Genomic DNA, 17,979 nt, shown 5'->3' with positions numbered 1-17,979 from the left:
TCGCTCGTGCCAATGCCAAGCTCAAGCTTTGTTTTATCAGACTGATGCTTAAAAGACTAGCTGCCAGCTAAAAAAGATATCAAATGGGTTCTATACAAAGGTGATGACGGTAACATTGCGTAACTTGGTAGGGAAAACTCTTTACAGTGTAGATTTGCCGCCAGAAGCATAAATTATCAAAAGCGCAGCAAAATATAGCTAGTGAAATGAGTAATTATGCAATTTTTTACTCATCTTACTAGCTTTGTTGTTTTTGGTGAGATGTTGAAGGATGAAAAAACTTTGTGCGATCGCCACTGGTAGGAGCTAAATTTAGGTAGAGTACTGGATTTTTTAATTGCTATGCTGGCAAGCTACATTGACCAAGCAATGGAACTAGCGGTTTATGAGATCATTGAAGATGATCAAACTTATTGGGGTGAAATTCCAAGCTTACAAGGAGTCTGGGCAAGTCATAAAACCCTAGAGGGATGTAGACGGGAATTAAAAGAAGCTTTAAGTGATTGGCTGGCGCTACGGTTACATTTGGGGTTAACGATTCCTGTAATTGCTAGTATCAACCTCAATGAACTGACCAAACCTGTATAAAAATGTCTAGATTAACTCCTGTTTCTTGGCGTGATTTAGTAAAACGTCTGCAAGAGTTGGGTTTTGAAGGCCCCTATGCCGGAGGAAAGCATCCACAAATGCGGCGAGGTGATGTTACTGTAATTATTACCAATCCTCATGAGGGTGATATTAGTGTGGGTCTATTGTCGCGGCTATTGCGACAAGCTGGAGTTTCTCGTGAAGAATGGTTAGGTGAGTAAAATTTGAAAGCTGTATTAAACTCTGCAATTTGCACCCTAAATTGTTATCAAGAGTATTAGTAAAAATAGAATTTTAGCATTTTTGGAGTTGATCATGCTTAAGCAACTCATTCTCAAAAATTGGAAAAGTTTCTGTTATGCAGAGCTTCCATTAGACCCGTTGACTATTTTAATTGGAACGAATGCGAGTGGCAAATCTAATGTAATTGAGGCTTTGGAATTTTTGAAAAGAATAGTGAAAGGCAAAGGGATTGAAGTAGCTTTAGTAGGAGATGAAAAACTTTCTTCAATTCGAGGTGGTGTAGAGTGGGCTGCACTTAGACCGAAAACTCAATTTACCTTGAAGTCAATTGTAGAGGGCGAAGATGACAATACTGATTATATTTATAGTATCACAGTACAGACGCAACCATTTTTACAAACTTTAGAATTAGATATAATTCGCCAAGAGAATAATGTAGGAATTATAAATAATTATTACTTAATAAATAGTGGAATTCAAGAAGAGACCTTAGATAAAAAGTTGACTATTTATAGTGATAAATCTGTCATATCTTATCCTTTAGATATAGATAAAGATGCTTTAGTTAGTTCAGAGTTAATAATCAACTTATTTAGGTATTCGATTGGACGTAAAAATCATGATAAAGATGGTTTAAATAAAAACTTAATTGGTATCAATAAAACAATTAATACTTTAAATAATATTTTTATTTTTAATCCAATTCCTTTTAATATGCGGGATTATTCACCACTGTCTGAAACTCTTGAAAGCGATGCTTCAAATATTGCAGGTTTACTAGCAGCACTACCTGATCAACAAAAAGCAGAAGTTGAATCAACTTTATCCACCTACATTAAAGATTTACCAGAAGGTGATATACAAAAAGTCTGGGCGGAAAAAGTCGGTAGGTTTGGAACTGATGCTATGCTTTATTGTCATGAAGAATGGAAACCTGGTCATATTACAGAAATTGATGCTAGAAGTATGTCAGATGGAACTTTACGTTTTCTAGCAATTCTCACAGCATTACTTACACGACCAGAAGGTAGTCAACTTGTAATTGAAGAAATAGATAATGGTCTTCATCCTTCGCGTGCAGAATTGTTGGTAAGAATACTACGAGAAATTGGCAGCAAAAGAAAAATTGATATTTTACTAACTACCCATAATCCAGCTTTACTTGATGCTTTAGGGCCAGAAATAGTTCCTTTCGTCGTTGTCGCACACCGCGATAAAGAAACTGGAGAAAGTAAGCTTACACTTTTAGAAGATATTGAAAATCTTCCTCTTTTACTAGCATCAGGGACTTTGGGCAGATTAGCAACTAAAGGCGCAATTGAAAAGAGCCTTTCTGATAATAAGTAAAATGAGATATGAGAAAGGTTTTGATTATTGACACATCCATACTTTGCGTCTACTTAGGTGTACCTGGTAAAGAGACTTGTGGTACTGATAAAGATAAATGGGATAAAAAAAGAGTTGAAGCCCGTTTTCAGGAAGAAGAAAAACAAGGTGCAAAGTTTATACTCCCAATAGCAACAATTATAGAAACTGGTAATCACATTGCACAAGCTAACTGTAAAAGATATGAAATTGCTCAAGCTTTCAGTAATATTTTAGTGAAAGTAGCGGATGGAGTTATACCTTGGGGAGTTTTTGAAACTCAAGTGGGTGAACTTTGGAATTCCACACAATTGAAGCAGTTAGCTACTGAATGGCCTACTCTAGCATCTAGAAAGATTTCCATTGGAGATGCGACAATTAAGACTGTGGCTGAATATTACGCCAAAACCAGTAGCACATTTCAAATAGAAATTTTTACGGGCGATGGGGGACTCAAGGCTTATGAACCAGCTACCCCAGCACCTACGCGTCGAAGCGATCGCACCAAAAGGATAAAATATTCTTAAGCGATCGCAATTTCCATATAACATTACGTTATCATCAAATATTATGGTAACTCCGTGCATAGTTATTTTTAGCAACTATGACATTAATGAAATATAGATGATAGTCATTGCCATTTAATAGTACAAGCAATGGAAGCTTAATTTATTAGTTACATGACAACTCTGAAAAAATTTTACGGACAGTGATTTAAATAAAATTCTATTCCCAAGAATGCTAATGTAGAAATTATTGACAAAGATAGTTTAGAACTAAGCTTAAAACTTGCAACTCGTAGCACTACAAAGAGTGATTACCAAAAAATCAAACATGCCTGGAAGCTTTTAGAATTGTTGGATGTGGACAAAGTTCGTCAAGCTTCGCCATACTGCGTTCACCGTAGGTGTTGGCGAAGCCATCGCCACTTTATCACAGTAGCTGCAACAATGGGCAAATCAGCAAGCTAATATGACGAAGGGTAAAAAATCCTTGAGCGATCGCTATTCATCTCTAACATCAAGCTATCATCAGAGATTGGGGAATTTCCGTGCGTAACCCAATAGCATCTATGACCGCTTCTCATTCTGAAACTCCATCTAACAAGCCCGACGCGAGTACTTTTATTTCCGACCATCGACAGGTAGACCGCAGTAAGCTAAGTCAAATGTATCTGCACTATGTCGAGACGAAGGATAAATATCCTCACGCAGTATTGCTGTATCGGGTAGGAGATTTCTTTGAATGCTATTTCCAAGATGCTGTAAAACTAGCGCAAGAATTGGAATTAGTCCTCACTAGCAAGCAAGCTGGGGAACAGGGACGAGTGGCGATGTCTGGCGTTCCACACCACGCTTGGGAACGCTACACGACGATGCTGGTAGAAAAAGGTTATGCAGTAGTAATTTGCGACCAAGTGGAAGATGCTTCAGAAGCTGCTGGTAGATTGGTGCGGCGAGAGGTAACGCGCATTCTTACCCCCGGCACTTTGCTGGAAGAGGGAATGCTCAAATCAAGTCGCAATAATTACTTGGCAGCAGTAGTAATTGCCGCAAATCATTGGGGTTTAGCCTATGCAGACATCTCTACAGGTGAATTTCTCACGACTCAAGGTAGTGATTTAGAATATTTGACACAGGAATTAATGCGCTTGCAACCTTCAGAGGTGCTAGTTCCGACAAATGCGCCGGATTTGGGTAGTTTGCTGCGTCCTGGAGAAACTTCGCCACATCTTCCTCAATGTTTGCCACCATCATTTTGCTATAGTTTGCGATCGCAAGTTCCCTTTTCCCAAGGCGAAGCTAGACCAAGATTATTGCAGAAATTTAAGGTGCGATCGCTCGAAGGACTCGGTTGTGATCATCTTCCCCTCGCCGTTCGTGCAGCTGGTGGTCTTCTGGAATACCTAGAAGATACTCAAAAAGAAAACCCAGTTACCCTTCAAAGACTTCGCAGCTACACTGTCACCGACTACTTAATTGTTGACAATCAAACCCGCCGTAACCTGGAAATTACCCAAACCGTCCGGGATGGCACTTATCACGGTTCACTACTCTGGGCTTTAGATAGAACTAGTACAGCGATGGGTGGGCGGGCTTTGCGGCGGTGGTTGTTACAACCGCTACTCGATATTAAAGGTATTCGGGCCCGGCAAGATACTATCCAAGAATTGATGGAAAATACGCCCCTGCGTCAAGATTTGTGGCAGTTGTTACGCCAAATTTATGACCTAGAACGCTTGACGGGAAGGGCGGGTTCTGGTACGGCTAATGCTAGAGATTTAGTAGCTTTGGCAGATTCCCTCTCACGCTTACCAGAATTATCCAGCTTAGTAACTGAGGCCTGTTCTCCATTCCTCAAAGCTTTGCAGAAAGTCCCAAGTGTGTTGGAAGAATTAGCACAAAAGTTACACGTGCATCTTGTGGAGTCACCACCCATACTAATCAAAGAAGGCGGATTAATTCGCCCTAGCGTGAATTCCCTGTTAGATGAAAGGAAAGCGACTGTAGAAGCGGATCAGCAATGGATTGCCAATTTAGAAGTTGATGAAAGGGCTAAGACGGGAATTTCGACACTGAAAGTAGGATTTAACAAAACTTTTGGTTATTATATCAGTATTTCCCGCACCAAAGCTGACCAAGTACCCGCTAATTATATCCGCAAGCAAACCCTGACCAATGAGGAACGTTACATCACCCCTGATTTGAAAGAACGAGAAGCCCGGATTCTCACGGCGCGAGACGATTTAAATCAGTTGGAATATGAGATTTTTACAGCGTTGCGGGAAGAGGTAGCACAAGAGGCGGAAGTAATTCGCAATCTGTCTCGTGCAGTGGCGGCGGCAGATGTGTTGTGTGGGTTAGCTGAGTTGGCGGTGCATCAAGGTTACTGTCGTCCAGAAATGTTGCCAGGAAGGGAGATAAACATTGTTGATGGGTGTCATCCGGTGGTGGAACAGTCTTTGCCTGCGGGTTTCTTTGTGCCAAATTCGACTCAATTGGGAGGGGAAGAAACGAACTGCAATCGCGAAGCGTCTCGCAGAGAAGACGCAGAGGACGCAGAGGAGAAGGAGAAGAAATCCACCACTCTTCCTCTCTCTTCCTCTGTTACTCCTGATTTAATCATTCTCACTGGGCCAAACGCGAGTGGCAAAAGTTGTTATTTGCGTCAGGTGGGATTGATTCAGCTAATGGCGCAAATTGGTAGTTTTGTACCAGCTAGATTTGCTAGGTTGGGAATATGCGATCGCATTTTCACTCGTGTAGGTGCAGTGGATGATCTTGCAACTGGTCAATCTACGTTCATGGTGGAAATGAATGAAACCGCAAATATTCTCAATCATGCCACATCTAGGTCGCTGGTACTGTTAGATGAAATTGGTCGCGGGACAGCGACATTTGATGGTCTTTCCATAGCTTGGGCGGTGGCAGAATATATAGCAGTGGATATTCGGGCGCGAACGATTTTTGCGACTCACTATCACGAGTTAAATGAACTGGCTAGTATTCTGCCGAATGTGGCTAACTATCAGGTGACGGTGAAGGAATTACCCGATCAAATTATCTTTTTGCACCAAGTCCAACCGGGAGGCGCTGATAAGTCTTACGGTATTGAAGCGGGAAGGTTGGCAGGTTTACCAGCGGTGGTGATTCAACGAGCAAAACAAGTGATGGGGCAAATCGAGAAGCATAGTAAGATTGCGATGGGGCTGCAAAATCTGGATTGATGTCTCACCAGATTTCCCTAACATTGTAAGCTGACGCATTAAGATTGTAAGCCGACCGATTAACATTGTAAGCCGACACATTAACAATGTGGCCGACCCATTAACATTGTAAATCGATACATTAACAATGCGGCTGACGCATTAACATTGCAAGCCGATGCATTAACAATGCAGACCGATGCATTGCGTAAGAAATTACTATTATCTAAGTAGGTTATGTAGATCCGCTTGAAGATCAGCAACTCCTACAGCGTTCGGATTACCAAAATTGGTAACAGTGCAGGGTTTAGGCTACCAGCTGAGTTTTATCGGCAGCATCCTCAGTTTACCAATGCAGATAGTTGGATAAAGGTATTGTCGCCGGATACTGCAATATATTTTGCGGATTGTACCTCAATCTGGTGATCATAAAAACGCAGAAGACTCAGTAATGATGCGGCTGTTTCTTCATTTTGCTATCACAGAAGTAGTCAAAAATGATACACTGCAATCTTATACAACTGAAATATCTAAGGCTACCCAGGAACTAATTGCGGGTGTAGAATTAGACGATGAGTCATTAATCAAATCACATTTTTATAGATTGGTATCCTAGCTTAAAGGAGCAGAAAAGTTGCCAAGTAGTTGAAATCTTGTTAGCATTTATGCTTAAAATTGCACAAGAGGTTTATTTAGCATCTACATCAAAGCTAAAGTTGACCCTTTGCAGGACTCCCATAACCCATGCTGACTGAAATTTTACCTTTTTCCTTTGAGTTAGACACGATCGCGATCGCCGGAGCGAGTTTGTGGTCATTAGCCCTATATCTAGGTTTTTCCAGAGTCAGTGAATGGGTAATCAAGCAACTCAACCGCTGGTTTAACTTTGCCGAGCGAGCGCTTTACACCAGCCAATCAGAATTTGAAAAGACTCGTAAAGCCAGAGAATCCCAAAATGCTTTCTATGCCTCATTATTTAGCATCGTGCCTTTTTTGGTAGTTGGCGCTTTATTTAACTGGGGTCTGGAAATTAGTTTAGGTGAGAGTTGGGGAATTAGTACAGGTATATTAGCTTGTATGGGCGCTGGCATTTATGAACTTGGGCGCAGGGATGGAGAACCTTCTGAGTGACCAATGATTCCTTGATGGTACTGAGCGTTGTCGAAGTAGCGCTCACGACGAAGTCTTTTTGAAATAGTCACGTCTATAATTGCTTTTCAATCTCTTCCCTCACCAAAGTAGCTATCTTCTGGGCTGCACCGCTTTCGCCGCGAATATTACGGAGTTTAGCGCGGATATCATCCAATTTTTCTGGATGGGCTAATAAGTGTACAACCATTTCCCCAACTTCTTGCGGTTGAAGTTTACCTATAAGTTCTGGCACTATCTCTGACTGTGCCCAGATATTTGGCCATGCTAATAAACCTTTGCGTTTCACAAATCTCAGGAATAACCAATTAATCACCTTAGCAAAGGGTGTACCTACTCCTGGCAGATTTGCCAACAACCCAGGTAAACCATCCCAAGAACGCATAGCGTCAAGTTGCTGAGTTGGCAGCAAAACAATCATTGGCACTCCTAAAGCACCAAGTTCAGCAGTATTTGCTCCCACTGTAGTTAAGCAGATACAGCACTGCGATAATAAGTCATAGGCAGGGTTTTCTTGCCAGAGTTCCACAGTTAAGCCCTTTGTTGTTTTTAGCAATGCCTTGCCTCTAGCATCCTCTGGGACAATTAAGCAAGCACCGCCAAAGCCAAAGATTTCAGCAATAGAATTCTTTTGAGGATCAGCAAAAGTAGCTAAAGTTTGTAAATCCAAAGTTGGGGCTACAGGAATCACAAATCTGGTTTGGGGCCTTTTTGCGTGAACGTATTCGGCAATGCCTACAATTAATGGCACTCCTTGAGCTAATTTTGCCGCTTTTGATCCAGGCAGTAAACCAATCAATTCAGTTTTGAATGATGAAGTGATGGGCAGAGGGGAATTTAAATCTAGGCTTTCCCCGGCTTCACCTGCTGCTTCTAGCATCAAATCACCGACAACGGTGAATTTGTGAGCATATTTTTGGGGGACACGGGCAGCAACTTCGGGTTTCATCACCCCAAAGCGATCAATCCAGTTATGCCAACGGGCTTCCCATTCGGCGTAAATCACTGTGCGATATCCGAGCTTTTTGCCTATGACTACGGGGAAAATTTGATCGCCACCGAGGAAAACAACTACACCGCGACTTCTCCAATCCCAATTTTCAAATGTTTTGCCCCGAAGCAAAAATTGCCAAAAATGCTCTGCTCCTTGAACTCTGTCTACTTCTGGGTAAGAAAGAGCGATCGCTGCTTCTTTACCACTGGCATTTGAGCAAGGTGATAGTACCACAGAAATCCTCACTACAGAATGGTCATTCCCTAGTTCTTGCCGCAACGCCTTTACGACTGGACGCACCCAGGTTGTTACCTCACCTGGGCCATTTGATAGGATGAGAATATCTACTTGAGTCATTAGTTAATGGTCAGGAGTTAGGGGTCATTAGTCAAGAGGGAAATATTACCTAATTCGTTCCTAATTTCTAGAGGCACAATATTACTGATATAATTGCAGGCTATGTTCGATAACGTCTGCAAATTTATCGCAGAGTCATTTTCAGCCGACTTTGCAACATGGCTACTCGGTAAACCAATTACACTTACCGAACTTAGTCCATCTGAATTATCCCTCGAACACATCCGCGCCGATGCACTAATTTTATTGCAGTCGGATGAAGTTGTTCTCCATCTGGAATTCCAAACTGCACCCAAAGCCGATATTCCCTTTCGGATGAATGATTATCGTTTGCAGGTGTATCGAAAATTTCCCCATAAACGAATGCGTCAGGTAGTTATTTACCTAAAACCAAGCGATTCTGAGCTAGTTTACCAAACGGAATTTGTTCTATAAAATAGTCTGCACAGATTTGAAGTAATTCGACTTTGGGAACAGCCAACCGAAGTATTTTTCAGTTCTCCAGGTTTGCTACCGTTTGCAGCTTTAAGTCAAACCGAGGATAAAACACGAACTTTAGAAGAAGTTGCCCAAGTTATTGAAGCACTAAACGATACCCGAATCCGCAGTAATGTTGCTGCATCAACAGCAGTAAAAGCTTATGGCTAGTATTAGATAAAGAGTTGATTAAAAAAATTTTGCGGAGTGATACTATGCGCGAATCTGTGATTTATCAAGATATTTTGCAACAAGGGCTTGAACAAGGATTAGAACAAGGTATTGAACAAAAAGCTCAAGAAATTGCCATTAAAATGATTAACAAAGGTATCGATATTGAAACAATAGTAGATGTCACAGGTTTAACTATTGAACAAGTTCAACAATTATAGGCTAAAACTCTCGGTAATCAAGCCAAGTGATATTACGCGCGATATCTGTGATTTATCAAGATATTCTGCAAGAAGGGCTTGAACAGGGTATTGAACAAAAAGCTCAAAAAATTGCAGTAAATATGCTCACTGAAGGAGTAGCGCTCGCATGAATTGTCAGCGTTACTGGTTTAACTATTCAGCTTCAGCAATTGCAATCTAAAACAGATGATAATCAAGCTCAGTGACATCATCCACGAATCGGTGATTTATCCTAAAACATTCTGCAAGTTAGCGATCGCTCTTGTTGATCCCATTCCCAAAAAAACAGCTATAAACGCGATAGGATCAATACTCATAGATTAATATTTAATCATATTGATAATGTCTTATAGCGACTTCTCCCTCTCAAAAGTCAAACGCGACTTTAACTTAACTACGGCTGAAAGTGGACGGTTTTTACCTGAAACGCAGTCCATAGAACCTAGTTTTTACCTCAAAGAAGCACTAAGCGAAGGACTACCACTAGCAACAGCAACTGGTTCAGAAAAAGCTCGCTCAGAGTTAATTATTAGTCCTATCCTCGTAGAAGTTCGGAAAATTCTTGAACGCAAAGTCAGCTTTTTTTCCGGTGAAGATTTTACCGTCGCATCGGAGCTAGGCTTAAGTGGAGTGTGTGATTTTTTAATTAGTCGCTCACCCGAACAAATATTTATCGAAGCTCCTGTAATCGTGATTATTGAAGCAAAAAAAGGTGATTTAAAACCGGGTTTAGGGCAATGTGCAGCAGAAATGATTGCCGCACAAAAATTCAATGAAATTAATAATATACCAATTAAGACAATTTATGGTAGTGTTAGCAGTGGTACAGCTTGGCGATTTTTAAAATTAGAAAGGCAAACACTGAGTATTGATCTGAACGATTATACCGTTCCCCCGGTGGAAATACTATTGGGAATGTTGGTTTGGATGGTACGTGAAGGTTAGATATTTTTATCTTTGTGCCTTAGTGTCTTTGATTAAAACAGGATCGCTTCAAAAGTAAGAAAAGCTGTACCGTTAGATACCCGATTTATTATAGTCTGGTAAGTACTTATACATCACGAATAATTTAATTTAGCGCTTTTGATGTGGCTAACACTGGTACTGCAATTAGTACCCTATCTGGGGCTGCTGCTTACAGTGCTTCTACGGCATACCTTGGAGATTTTGGTGAATAACTGGAGGATCTACAATTGTTGCATTTCTTGCAAGTTTTGCTACTTTGACACTTCTAAAGGGAGATAAGAACGATCCGAAGAAGATTTTGAAACAGATGGAAGCTAAACTTTATTCTTAGTTAAGAAATTATAGTAACTAGACGATGCCTACGACGGGTTACGCCTACACATTTTGCCAAGCATACCAATTTTACAACCCGCACAAACGGGTTTTTTGTAGCTCTAACAATATCTTTAAATAACTATTTAACGATTAAAGTACAAAAATATTACAAAAAATTTACAAATAAATGAGCTAATACTTTTAAACACAGTCAACAAATACAAAGAAATATTTCGTTTTTTATATCGATTTGTATCAGATAGACGATAAAATGCCCAGTGGGCAAGCGTTTTCTGATAAAAAACACATATTGCCAATAAGTAAGTTACCTGTGGCTGCTGATGCCGCTAGGAACTTGCAGTAGAGAACACGCATCAAAGGAGCCGAGGAAGCATGTTCACACACGTCAAGTCCACCATTAGACACATTGCGCCTGATAACTTACGCGGACGTAATTTAATCAAGGTGGTCTATGTCGTGCTTGAGTCCCAGTACCAGAGTGCATTGTCGCAAGCGGTTCGCACGATTAACGCGAACAATCCCAACTTGGCGATTGAAATCAGCGGGTACTTAATTGAGGAACTCCGCGACCCAGAGAACTACGAAGAGTTCAAACGAGAAATTGAGAGTGCGAATATCTTCATCGCTTCCCTCATTTTCATCGAAGACTTAGCACAGAAAGTAGTAGCAGCAGTAGAACCACACCGCGATCAGCTGGACGTTTCCGTTGTCTTTCCCTCCATGCCAGAAGTAATGCGCCTAAATAAAATGGGCACTTTTTCCTTGGCACAGTTGGGTCAGTCAAAAAGTGCGATCGCCCAATTCATGCGGAAACGCAAAGAAAAATCCGGTGCAGGATTCCAAGATGGGATGCTGAAGCTTTTGCGAACCCTGCCGCAAGTGCTGAAGTTCCTACCAATGGACAAGGCACAGGATGCCCGAAATTTCATGCTCAGTTTTCAGTATTGGCTAGGTGGTTCTCCAGAAAATCTGGAAAACTTCTTGCTGATGCTAGCTGATAAATATGTATTTAAAGGTTTAGAGAAACAAAGTTTTGCACCTTCGACATATCAACAGCCGGTGGTTTATCCCGATTTAGGGATTTGGCATCCTTTGGCTCCGAGTATGTTTGAAGATGTCAGAGAGTACCTCAATTGGTATACAGCTCGTAAGGATATTTCTAGCGATCTAAAAGATCCCTTAGCTCCTTGTGTCGGGTTAGTATTGCAACGCACTCACCTAGTTACAGGGGATGATGCCCATTATGTAGCAATGGTGCAGGAGTTGGAAGCACTAGGCGCACGGGTATTACCTGTGTTTGCTGGTGGTTTGGATTTCTCCAAGCCTGTGGATGCCTACTTCTATGAACCAAATACCAACATCCAGTTGGTAGATGCAGTGATATCGCTGACTGGTTTTGCTTTAGTGGGTGGCCCAGCTAGACAAGACCATCCCAAAGCAATTGAGTCACTCAAACGCTTAAACCGTCCTTATATGGTGGCGTTACCCTTAGTTTTCCAAACCACAGAAGAGTGGATGGATAGCGATTTAGGTTTGCATCCGATTCAAGTAGCTTTGCAAATTGCAATTCCGGAATTAGATGGGGCAATTGAGCCGATAATTTTATCGGGTAGGGATGGGACTACAGGGAAAGCGATCGCCCTACGCGATCGGGTTGAAGCTGTGGCTGAACGCGCCTTAAAATGGGCTAACCTCCGCCGCAAGCCGAAGCTGGATAAAAAAGTCGCGATCACCGTTTTCAGCTTCCCACCAGATAAAGGCAACGTCGGAACCGCCGCTTACTTGGATGTATTCGGTTCTATCTATGAGGTGATGAAAGCCCTGAAGAATAATGGCTACGACTTACCCGAATTGCCAGAATCAGCCGAAGTGTTGATGCAAGAAGTCATCCATGACGCTCAAGCGCAGTACAACAGCCCTGAACTTAACATTGCTTACAAAATGTCGGTTCCTGAGTATGAGGCACTCACCCCCTACTCTCAACGCCTAGAAGAAAACTGGGGCCCACCTCCCGGACATCTCAACAGTGATGGGCAAAATCTGTTGATTTATGGAAAGCAATTCGGTAACGTCTTCATCGGTGTCCAACCTACATTTGGTTACGAAGGCGATCCGATGCGGCTGTTGTTCTCCCGTTCAGCTAGTCCTCACCACGGTTTTGCTGCCTACTATACTTATTTAGAGCAAGTTTGGAAAGCTGACGCTGTACTGCACTTTGGTACTCACGGTTCCTTGGAATTCATGCCAGGTAAACAGATGGGGATGTCTGGCGACTGTTATCCAGATAACTTGATTGGCTCAATTCCCAATTTGTATTACTACGCAGCCAATAATCCGAGTGAAGCGACAATTGCCAAACGTCGGAGTTATGCCGAAACAATTTCTTACTTGACACCTCCGGCAGAAAATGCTGGTTTGTATAAAGGTTTGAAGGAACTCAGCGAGTTAATTGCTTCCTACCAAACCTTGAAAGATAGTGGACGCGGCATTTCCATTGTTAACAGCATCATGGATAAATGCCGGATCGTGAATCTGGATAAGGATATCAATCTGCCAGAAACCGATTCCAAAGATATGAGTGCCGATCAGCGGGATAATATTGTTGGCAACGTCTACCGCAGGTTGATGGAAATCGAGTCTAGGTTGTTGCCTTGTGGGTTGCACGTGATTGGGAAACCGCCAAGTGCAGAAGAAGCGATCGCAACTCTGGTCAATATTGCTAGTCTAGATCGTCAGGAAGAAGGACTTCAAGGCTTACCGGGAATTATCGCTAACAGCATTGGGCGTAATATTGACGATATTTACCAAAGTAACGACCGAGGCATTTTAGAAGATGTCCAGTTATTGCAAGATATCACCTTAGCAACCCGTGCAGCAGTTAGCGCCCTTGTCCAAGAGCAAACCGACGCTGAAGGGCGAGTTTCTCTAGTTTCCCGGTTGAATTTCTTCAACATGGGCAAAAAAGAACCTTGGGTAGAAGCATTGCATAAAGCAGGTTATCCCAAAGTTGACACAGCCACACTCAAACCTTTATTTGAGTATTTGGAATTCTGTCTGCAACAAGTTTGTGCCGACAACGAACTAGGAGCATTACTCAGAGGCTTAGAAGGGGAGTATATCCTACCTGGCCCTGGTGGTGATCCCATCCGCAACCCGGATGTCTTGCCCACGGGTAAGAATATCCATGCACTCGATCCCCAATCGATCCCTACAACAGCAGCAGTCCAATCAGCCAAAATCGTTGTAGACAGGCTTTTGGCACGTAATAAGGCGGAAAATGAAGGTAAATGGCCAGAAACCATTGCCTGCGTCCTTTGGGGAACCGATAACATCAAAACTTACGGCGAATCCCTAGCGCAAATTATGTGGATGGTGGGCGTACGTCCGGTTCCCGATGCCTTGGGACGCGTGAACAAATTGGAATTGATCTCTCTAGAAGAGTTGGGACGCCCCAGAATTGACGTGGTAATCAACTGTTCTGGTGTATTCCGCGACTTGTTCATCAACCAAATGAACCTGCTAGATCAAGGGGTGAAGATGGCAGCTGAGGCAGATGAACCCTTAGAAATGAACTTTGTTCGCAAACATGCTTTGCAGCAAGCTGAGGATATGGGGATTAATCTGCGTCAAGCAGCGACGCGCGTCTTCTCCAACGCTTCTGGTTCCTACTCGTCAAATATCAACTTGGCGGTAGAGAACAGTACTTGGGATAGCGAAGCCGAGTTGCAGGACATGTATCTCAATCGGAAATCCTTCTCGTTCAATTCCGATAACCCCGGAATAATGGACGAATCCCGGCAGATTTTTGAAAGTACTTTGAAAACTGCTGATGCAACTTTCCAAAATCTGGATTCTTCCGAGATTAGCTTGACGGACGTTTCTCACTACTTCGATTCAGATCCCACTAAGCTTGTGGCAAGTCTGCGGGGTGATGGTAAAAAACCAGCATCTTATATTGCAGATACAACCACAGCTAACGCTCAAGTGCGGACATTATCAGAAACCGTGCGCTTAGATGCGCGTACCAAATTGTTAAATCCAAAATGGTACGAGGGGATGCTGAATCACGGTTACGAAGGTGTGCGCGAACTCTCCAAGCGGTTGGTAAATACGATGGGTTGGAGTGCGACAGCCGGCGCTGTGGATAACTGGATTTACGAGGATACTAACGAAACCTTCATCAAAGATGAGGAAATGCAGAAACGGTTGCTGAACCTTAATCCCCATTCTTTCCGCAAGGTTGTATCAACTTTATTGGAAGTGAATGGACGCGGTTATTGGGAGACTAGCGAGCAAAATTTAGATCGCCTGCGCGAGTTGTACCAAGAAGTTGAAGACCGGATTGAAGGGATAGACTAGGTTTATACCTAACCAATAAGGTAGGAGGCACGGTGATACCGTGCTTTCTGCATTTATTTGACTTTTTACTGGATATAGAAAGCCAGTTTAGCGGCAAGTATTCCTAGATTGTTTACCTAGTCTTTAGGATACTGGTTATTATGAAAAAAGATATATGGAAATTCAATAAACAGTAAAGTCTCAAGGTAATTTGTGTAGATATAGCACTTTTTATGTTTCTTGCAATAGATTTAGAGTTGTATGTATGCGAAATCGGTCTAAACCAAAGAGAACATTTTGGCAATCATTACGAATAAAGGCAACGAAAAGAATACTTGAATTTTCAGAGAAGCTTGAAAATCCCAAGCTGAAATTCTTGGAGTCTTTAAAACACCACGCAGAGTATAAGTTACACCCTCACGATTATGAATTAATAGCTTCTCCAAGTGAGTTAGAAGTTGAGTTAGATCAAGTTGGCTTCTCTGACTTATTCTTTTCGTAAGATTTTCCCAAGCTTCAACAAGGTTTAAATAACTTACTCTCCAACTACCCTTCATTTTCCGTCGGTGATAAAGAAAACCTTAATCAGTGGTTTAACGATATATATAACTCTGGGGCTGGAGGCGCTTCATCCATTAATGTCGGCACACTTTCATTTAAAAATAGAAAAAATGATAAATCACTAACGTTGATACAAAGTGCCAATATTCATCTAAATTATATTGCTCCTTCTTTCATTGTTCTATCAATTATTGTTAAACCATCAAACGAATTTATTCGTAAATTTATTACCTTAATTAAAAGCGTTCCATCCCCTCAAAATGAAATTTTAGACTTTAGTTTTAAGTATGGAATTACTTCCTTATCTACACTTCCACCTTGGGGTGTTAGGAAGGTTGAGCTTGAGGAACTTTTCTTAGAGATAAACAGAAGTATTGTAGTTATGTTTAGGAAAAACTTCGGTGTTGGTCTTTCGGCTTTTGGTTATTTGCCCTGTATTGAAGTTATTAAGACAAATATTTCTTTGCGTGAAATTCCTGAAAAACAACATCTATTAAAAACCTCTAACAAATTTAGGGCCTGCTGTAATTTTTTTGAAAGCTTAGGATATCCTTTCAAGCAAAATCCAATTTATAGAGACAGTAATTGGTGGATTTTTTATGAAGTAGATAGAAACGAACTGTTTTATCAAAATTTTCACACCTATCAGGTATTAATCAGTTTAGCCGATTATGATAAATCGAAGTATGCATTCCATAAAGATTCACCATCTGGAAGAATTAATTATACACTTCATGATTTACTATCGTTGCTAGCATTAGAACATTTTTATGAAGTTTTAGAGGATATAATTATAGATTTAAAAACTGAGATAGAACCAGATTTAAGTAGTCAAATGCAAGGGAAAATTACACTCACAAGGTTAAAATCAGCAATCTATAAAATGGTAAAAATTAACGGTTTATACTTTCAACATTCAAGAATTTGGACAGGGATAAATGAAGAATTATTCTTGAGTTATGTATGTCAAGAAGCAGCAGTAATGTCGAGGAAAAAACATAATGAAAATGATCCAGGTCTTTTAAGAGATGACATAAAGTTTCGTATTGATAGAATCAGAAAATTCTGTGAACAGCAACTTAGTATTTTGAAGTTATCTTACGAACAGATTTTAACTTATAAAACAATCACATTAAATTATAGGCTTCAACAAGCTACCTTTTGGCTTTCAATAGCAGTTGCTTTTCTCACTATTGTTACTCTAATTCCAGAAGAGATTCGACAAAATTTATTCACTAATATTTGGGTCTGGTTAAATAATTATTAGTATGTTTGTGTGATCGCACTTTGAGAGATTTTGGGATGTGGGGTGTGATCGCTCACGCTTCCACAAGAGTCATTGCTTAGTTTTTGAAGTTTTCTACAAGGCGATAGCATTATTTTTGAGGTTTTCTGTAAAGCGATCGCTCACTCTTTCACAACAGGTGATGTCTAACGACAAGCCCGGAGGCGGAGCGTCTCCAGTTCCGCGCTTCGTGTCTATGCTTTGTTTTTGAGGATTTCTGCAAGGCGATCGCACTCACTCTTCCACAACAGCGATAGCATTATTTTTGAGGATTTCTGTAAGGCGATCGCTTTTGGGAATGTGCGAAGTGCGATCGCACTCACTTTTCTACAACAGGCGATCGCTTTGTTTTTGAAGTTTTCTGCAAGGCGATCGCAACATACAAAAAGACTCAAACTATAAGTGTATCCAACACTAACACTGATAACGCTGGTAAAGACGGCAACCGCGCATCATTTGTCAATAAAAATGATGCACCTCCATGAATAGCAGTAGCCATCTGAATAGCATCTGGGGTTCTTAAGTTATAATCTGCTCTTAATTGTGCTGCATTTTCAGCAATGTCAGGAAAAACTTCGATAGTAGTCAAACCTTGGGAATTAAATAGAATTTCACGATATTGTTGAGCTAATAGTGTGTTTCGTTGTTGCAAGGGATAGACTAACACTTCCGTAATAGTCAAAACTGATGTTACAACACTAAACTCACCACGAAACATCGCTTCAAAAAAAGCATCTGTAACATCCAAATAATTAGGATTTTCTTCAATAAAGTAAATCAGTGGAGCAGTATCCAAACCCACAATTTGCCCCTGTAGCTGGACTAGCCATTCCATGAATCACGTTCCTGATTAACGTATTCTTGTGCATCAACGCCATTCCAGATTTCTTTACCTAACCCACGTAATTCGAGGATACTACGCTTTGGCTTAGGTGTCATCGTCACCTGTTGACGAATTAAGCTTGACAAGTCTTCGATTAAGCGTATTTGCTCTTCAGGAGTTAGGCTTTTAGCTTGTAGTAGTACTTCTTGATAATTAGACATAAAATTTACACTTCCACTTTTCTGGATTCTAAGTCAAATATAGACGGATTGCATTTCTTAACAGGCGATGTCTAACGACAAGCTGCTACACCTCTACGCATTGTTTTTGAGGTTTTCTGTAAGGCGATACCTACGGTGAGCTTCTCTACGAGACGCT

14 protein-coding genes and 1 pseudogene are annotated in these 17,979 nt (G+C 41.2%); 11 read left to right on the top strand and 4 right to left on the bottom strand.

The annotated features are described in order from the left end of the window. Positions 1-342 precede the first annotated feature (342 nt). The 7 genes from V7K48_RS15960 to V7K48_RS15930 all read left to right on the top strand — a co-directional run bounded on the left by V7K48_RS15960 (position 343) and on the right by V7K48_RS15930 (position 7,033). Complete coding sequence (locus V7K48_RS15960; protein ID WP_335074023.1) at positions 343-588, top strand: type II toxin-antitoxin system HicB family antitoxin; 246 nt, start codon at positions 343-345, stop codon at positions 586-588. A 2-nt stretch (positions 589-590) separates the two neighbouring features. Then, positions 591-809: a type II toxin-antitoxin system HicA family toxin gene (locus tag V7K48_RS15955; RefSeq protein ID WP_094351755.1), complete on the top strand. Its 219-nt coding sequence runs from the start codon at positions 591-593 to the stop codon at positions 807-809. Positions 810-903: 94 nt separating this feature from the next. Beyond that, entirely contained in the window at positions 904-2,178 is a 1,275-nt protein-coding gene (locus V7K48_RS15950) for an AAA family ATPase (RefSeq protein ID WP_335074021.1), read from the top strand. 8 nt (positions 2,179-2,186) lie between these two features. Next, the gene (locus V7K48_RS15945) at positions 2,187-2,723 is read left to right on the top strand and encodes a hypothetical protein (RefSeq protein WP_335074019.1); all 537 of its coding nucleotides are present in this window, start codon (positions 2,187-2,189) and stop codon (positions 2,721-2,723) included. Between the two features lie 545 nt (positions 2,724-3,268). Beyond that, positions 3,269-5,923 carry a DNA mismatch repair protein MutS gene (gene mutS, locus V7K48_RS15940; RefSeq protein WP_335074017.1) on the top strand — a complete coding sequence of 885 codons (2,655 nt, stop codon included), beginning with the start codon at positions 3,269-3,271 and terminating at the stop codon, positions 5,921-5,923. Positions 5,924-6,302: 379 nt separating this feature from the next. Beyond that, a complete protein-coding gene (locus V7K48_RS15935) occupies positions 6,303-6,518 on the top strand; it encodes a hypothetical protein (protein ID WP_335074015.1) in 216 nt (71 codons plus the stop codon). A 128-nt stretch (positions 6,519-6,646) separates the two neighbouring features. Next, positions 6,647-7,033, top strand: a complete 387-nt coding sequence (locus V7K48_RS15930; protein WP_335074013.1) for a hypothetical protein — start codon at positions 6,647-6,649, stop codon at positions 7,031-7,033. Positions 7,034-7,106: 73 nt separating this feature from the next. On the opposite strand, the gene V7K48_RS15925 is transcribed toward V7K48_RS15930, so the two are convergent. Beyond that, positions 7,107-8,402 carry a lipid-A-disaccharide synthase gene (locus tag V7K48_RS15925; protein ID WP_335074011.1) on the bottom strand — a complete coding sequence of 432 codons (1,296 nt, stop codon included), beginning with the start codon at positions 8,400-8,402 and terminating at the stop codon, positions 7,107-7,109. A 102-nt stretch (positions 8,403-8,504) separates the two neighbouring features. Between V7K48_RS15925 and V7K48_RS15920 the strand changes: the two are divergent. The 4 genes and pseudogenes from V7K48_RS15920 to V7K48_RS15905 all read left to right on the top strand — a co-directional run bounded on the left by V7K48_RS15920 (position 8,505) and on the right by V7K48_RS15905 (position 16,760). After that, positions 8,505-9,271 (top strand): annotated as a pseudogene (locus V7K48_RS15920) (Rpn family recombination-promoting nuclease/putative transposase). Between the two features lie 363 nt (positions 9,272-9,634). Further along, positions 9,635-10,237, top strand: coding sequence for a hypothetical protein (locus V7K48_RS15915; protein ID WP_335074009.1), 603 nt, complete (start codon positions 9,635-9,637; stop codon positions 10,235-10,237). 729 nt (positions 10,238-10,966) lie between these two features. Further along, entirely contained in the window at positions 10,967-14,953 is a 3,987-nt protein-coding gene (locus V7K48_RS15910) for a magnesium chelatase subunit H (RefSeq protein WP_335074007.1), read from the top strand. A gap of 667 nt (positions 14,954-15,620) precedes the next feature. Continuing rightward, the gene (locus V7K48_RS15905) at positions 15,621-16,760 is read left to right on the top strand and encodes a hypothetical protein (RefSeq protein ID WP_335074005.1); all 1,140 of its coding nucleotides are present in this window, start codon (positions 15,621-15,623) and stop codon (positions 16,758-16,760) included. Between the two features lie 212 nt (positions 16,761-16,972). On the opposite strand, the gene V7K48_RS15900 is transcribed toward V7K48_RS15905, so the two are convergent. The 3 genes from V7K48_RS15900 to V7K48_RS15890 are packed head-to-tail and all read right to left on the bottom strand — an operon-like array spanning position 16,973 to position 17,822. After that, a complete protein-coding gene (locus V7K48_RS15900) occupies positions 16,973-17,173 on the bottom strand; it encodes a hypothetical protein (RefSeq protein WP_335074003.1) in 201 nt (66 codons plus the stop codon). Beyond that, a complete protein-coding gene (locus tag V7K48_RS15895; protein ID WP_335074001.1) occupies positions 17,170-17,613 on the bottom strand; it encodes a type II toxin-antitoxin system VapC family toxin in 444 nt (147 codons plus the stop codon). Before V7K48_RS15895 ends, V7K48_RS15900 begins: the two co-directional genes overlap by 4 nt. Continuing rightward, positions 17,601-17,822 carry a hypothetical protein gene (locus V7K48_RS15890; protein ID WP_334970068.1) on the bottom strand — a complete coding sequence of 74 codons (222 nt, stop codon included), beginning with the start codon at positions 17,820-17,822 and terminating at the stop codon, positions 17,601-17,603. Before V7K48_RS15890 ends, V7K48_RS15895 begins: the two co-directional genes overlap by 13 nt. Between the last annotated feature and the right edge of the window lie 157 nt (positions 17,823-17,979).

The organism is Nostoc sp. (assembly GCF_036919615.1).
In the GTDB taxonomy this organism is placed as follows: Bacteria; Cyanobacteriota; Cyanobacteriia; order Cyanobacteriales; family Nostocaceae; genus Nostoc.
This window is presented reverse-complemented; position numbering and strand designations above follow the sequence as displayed.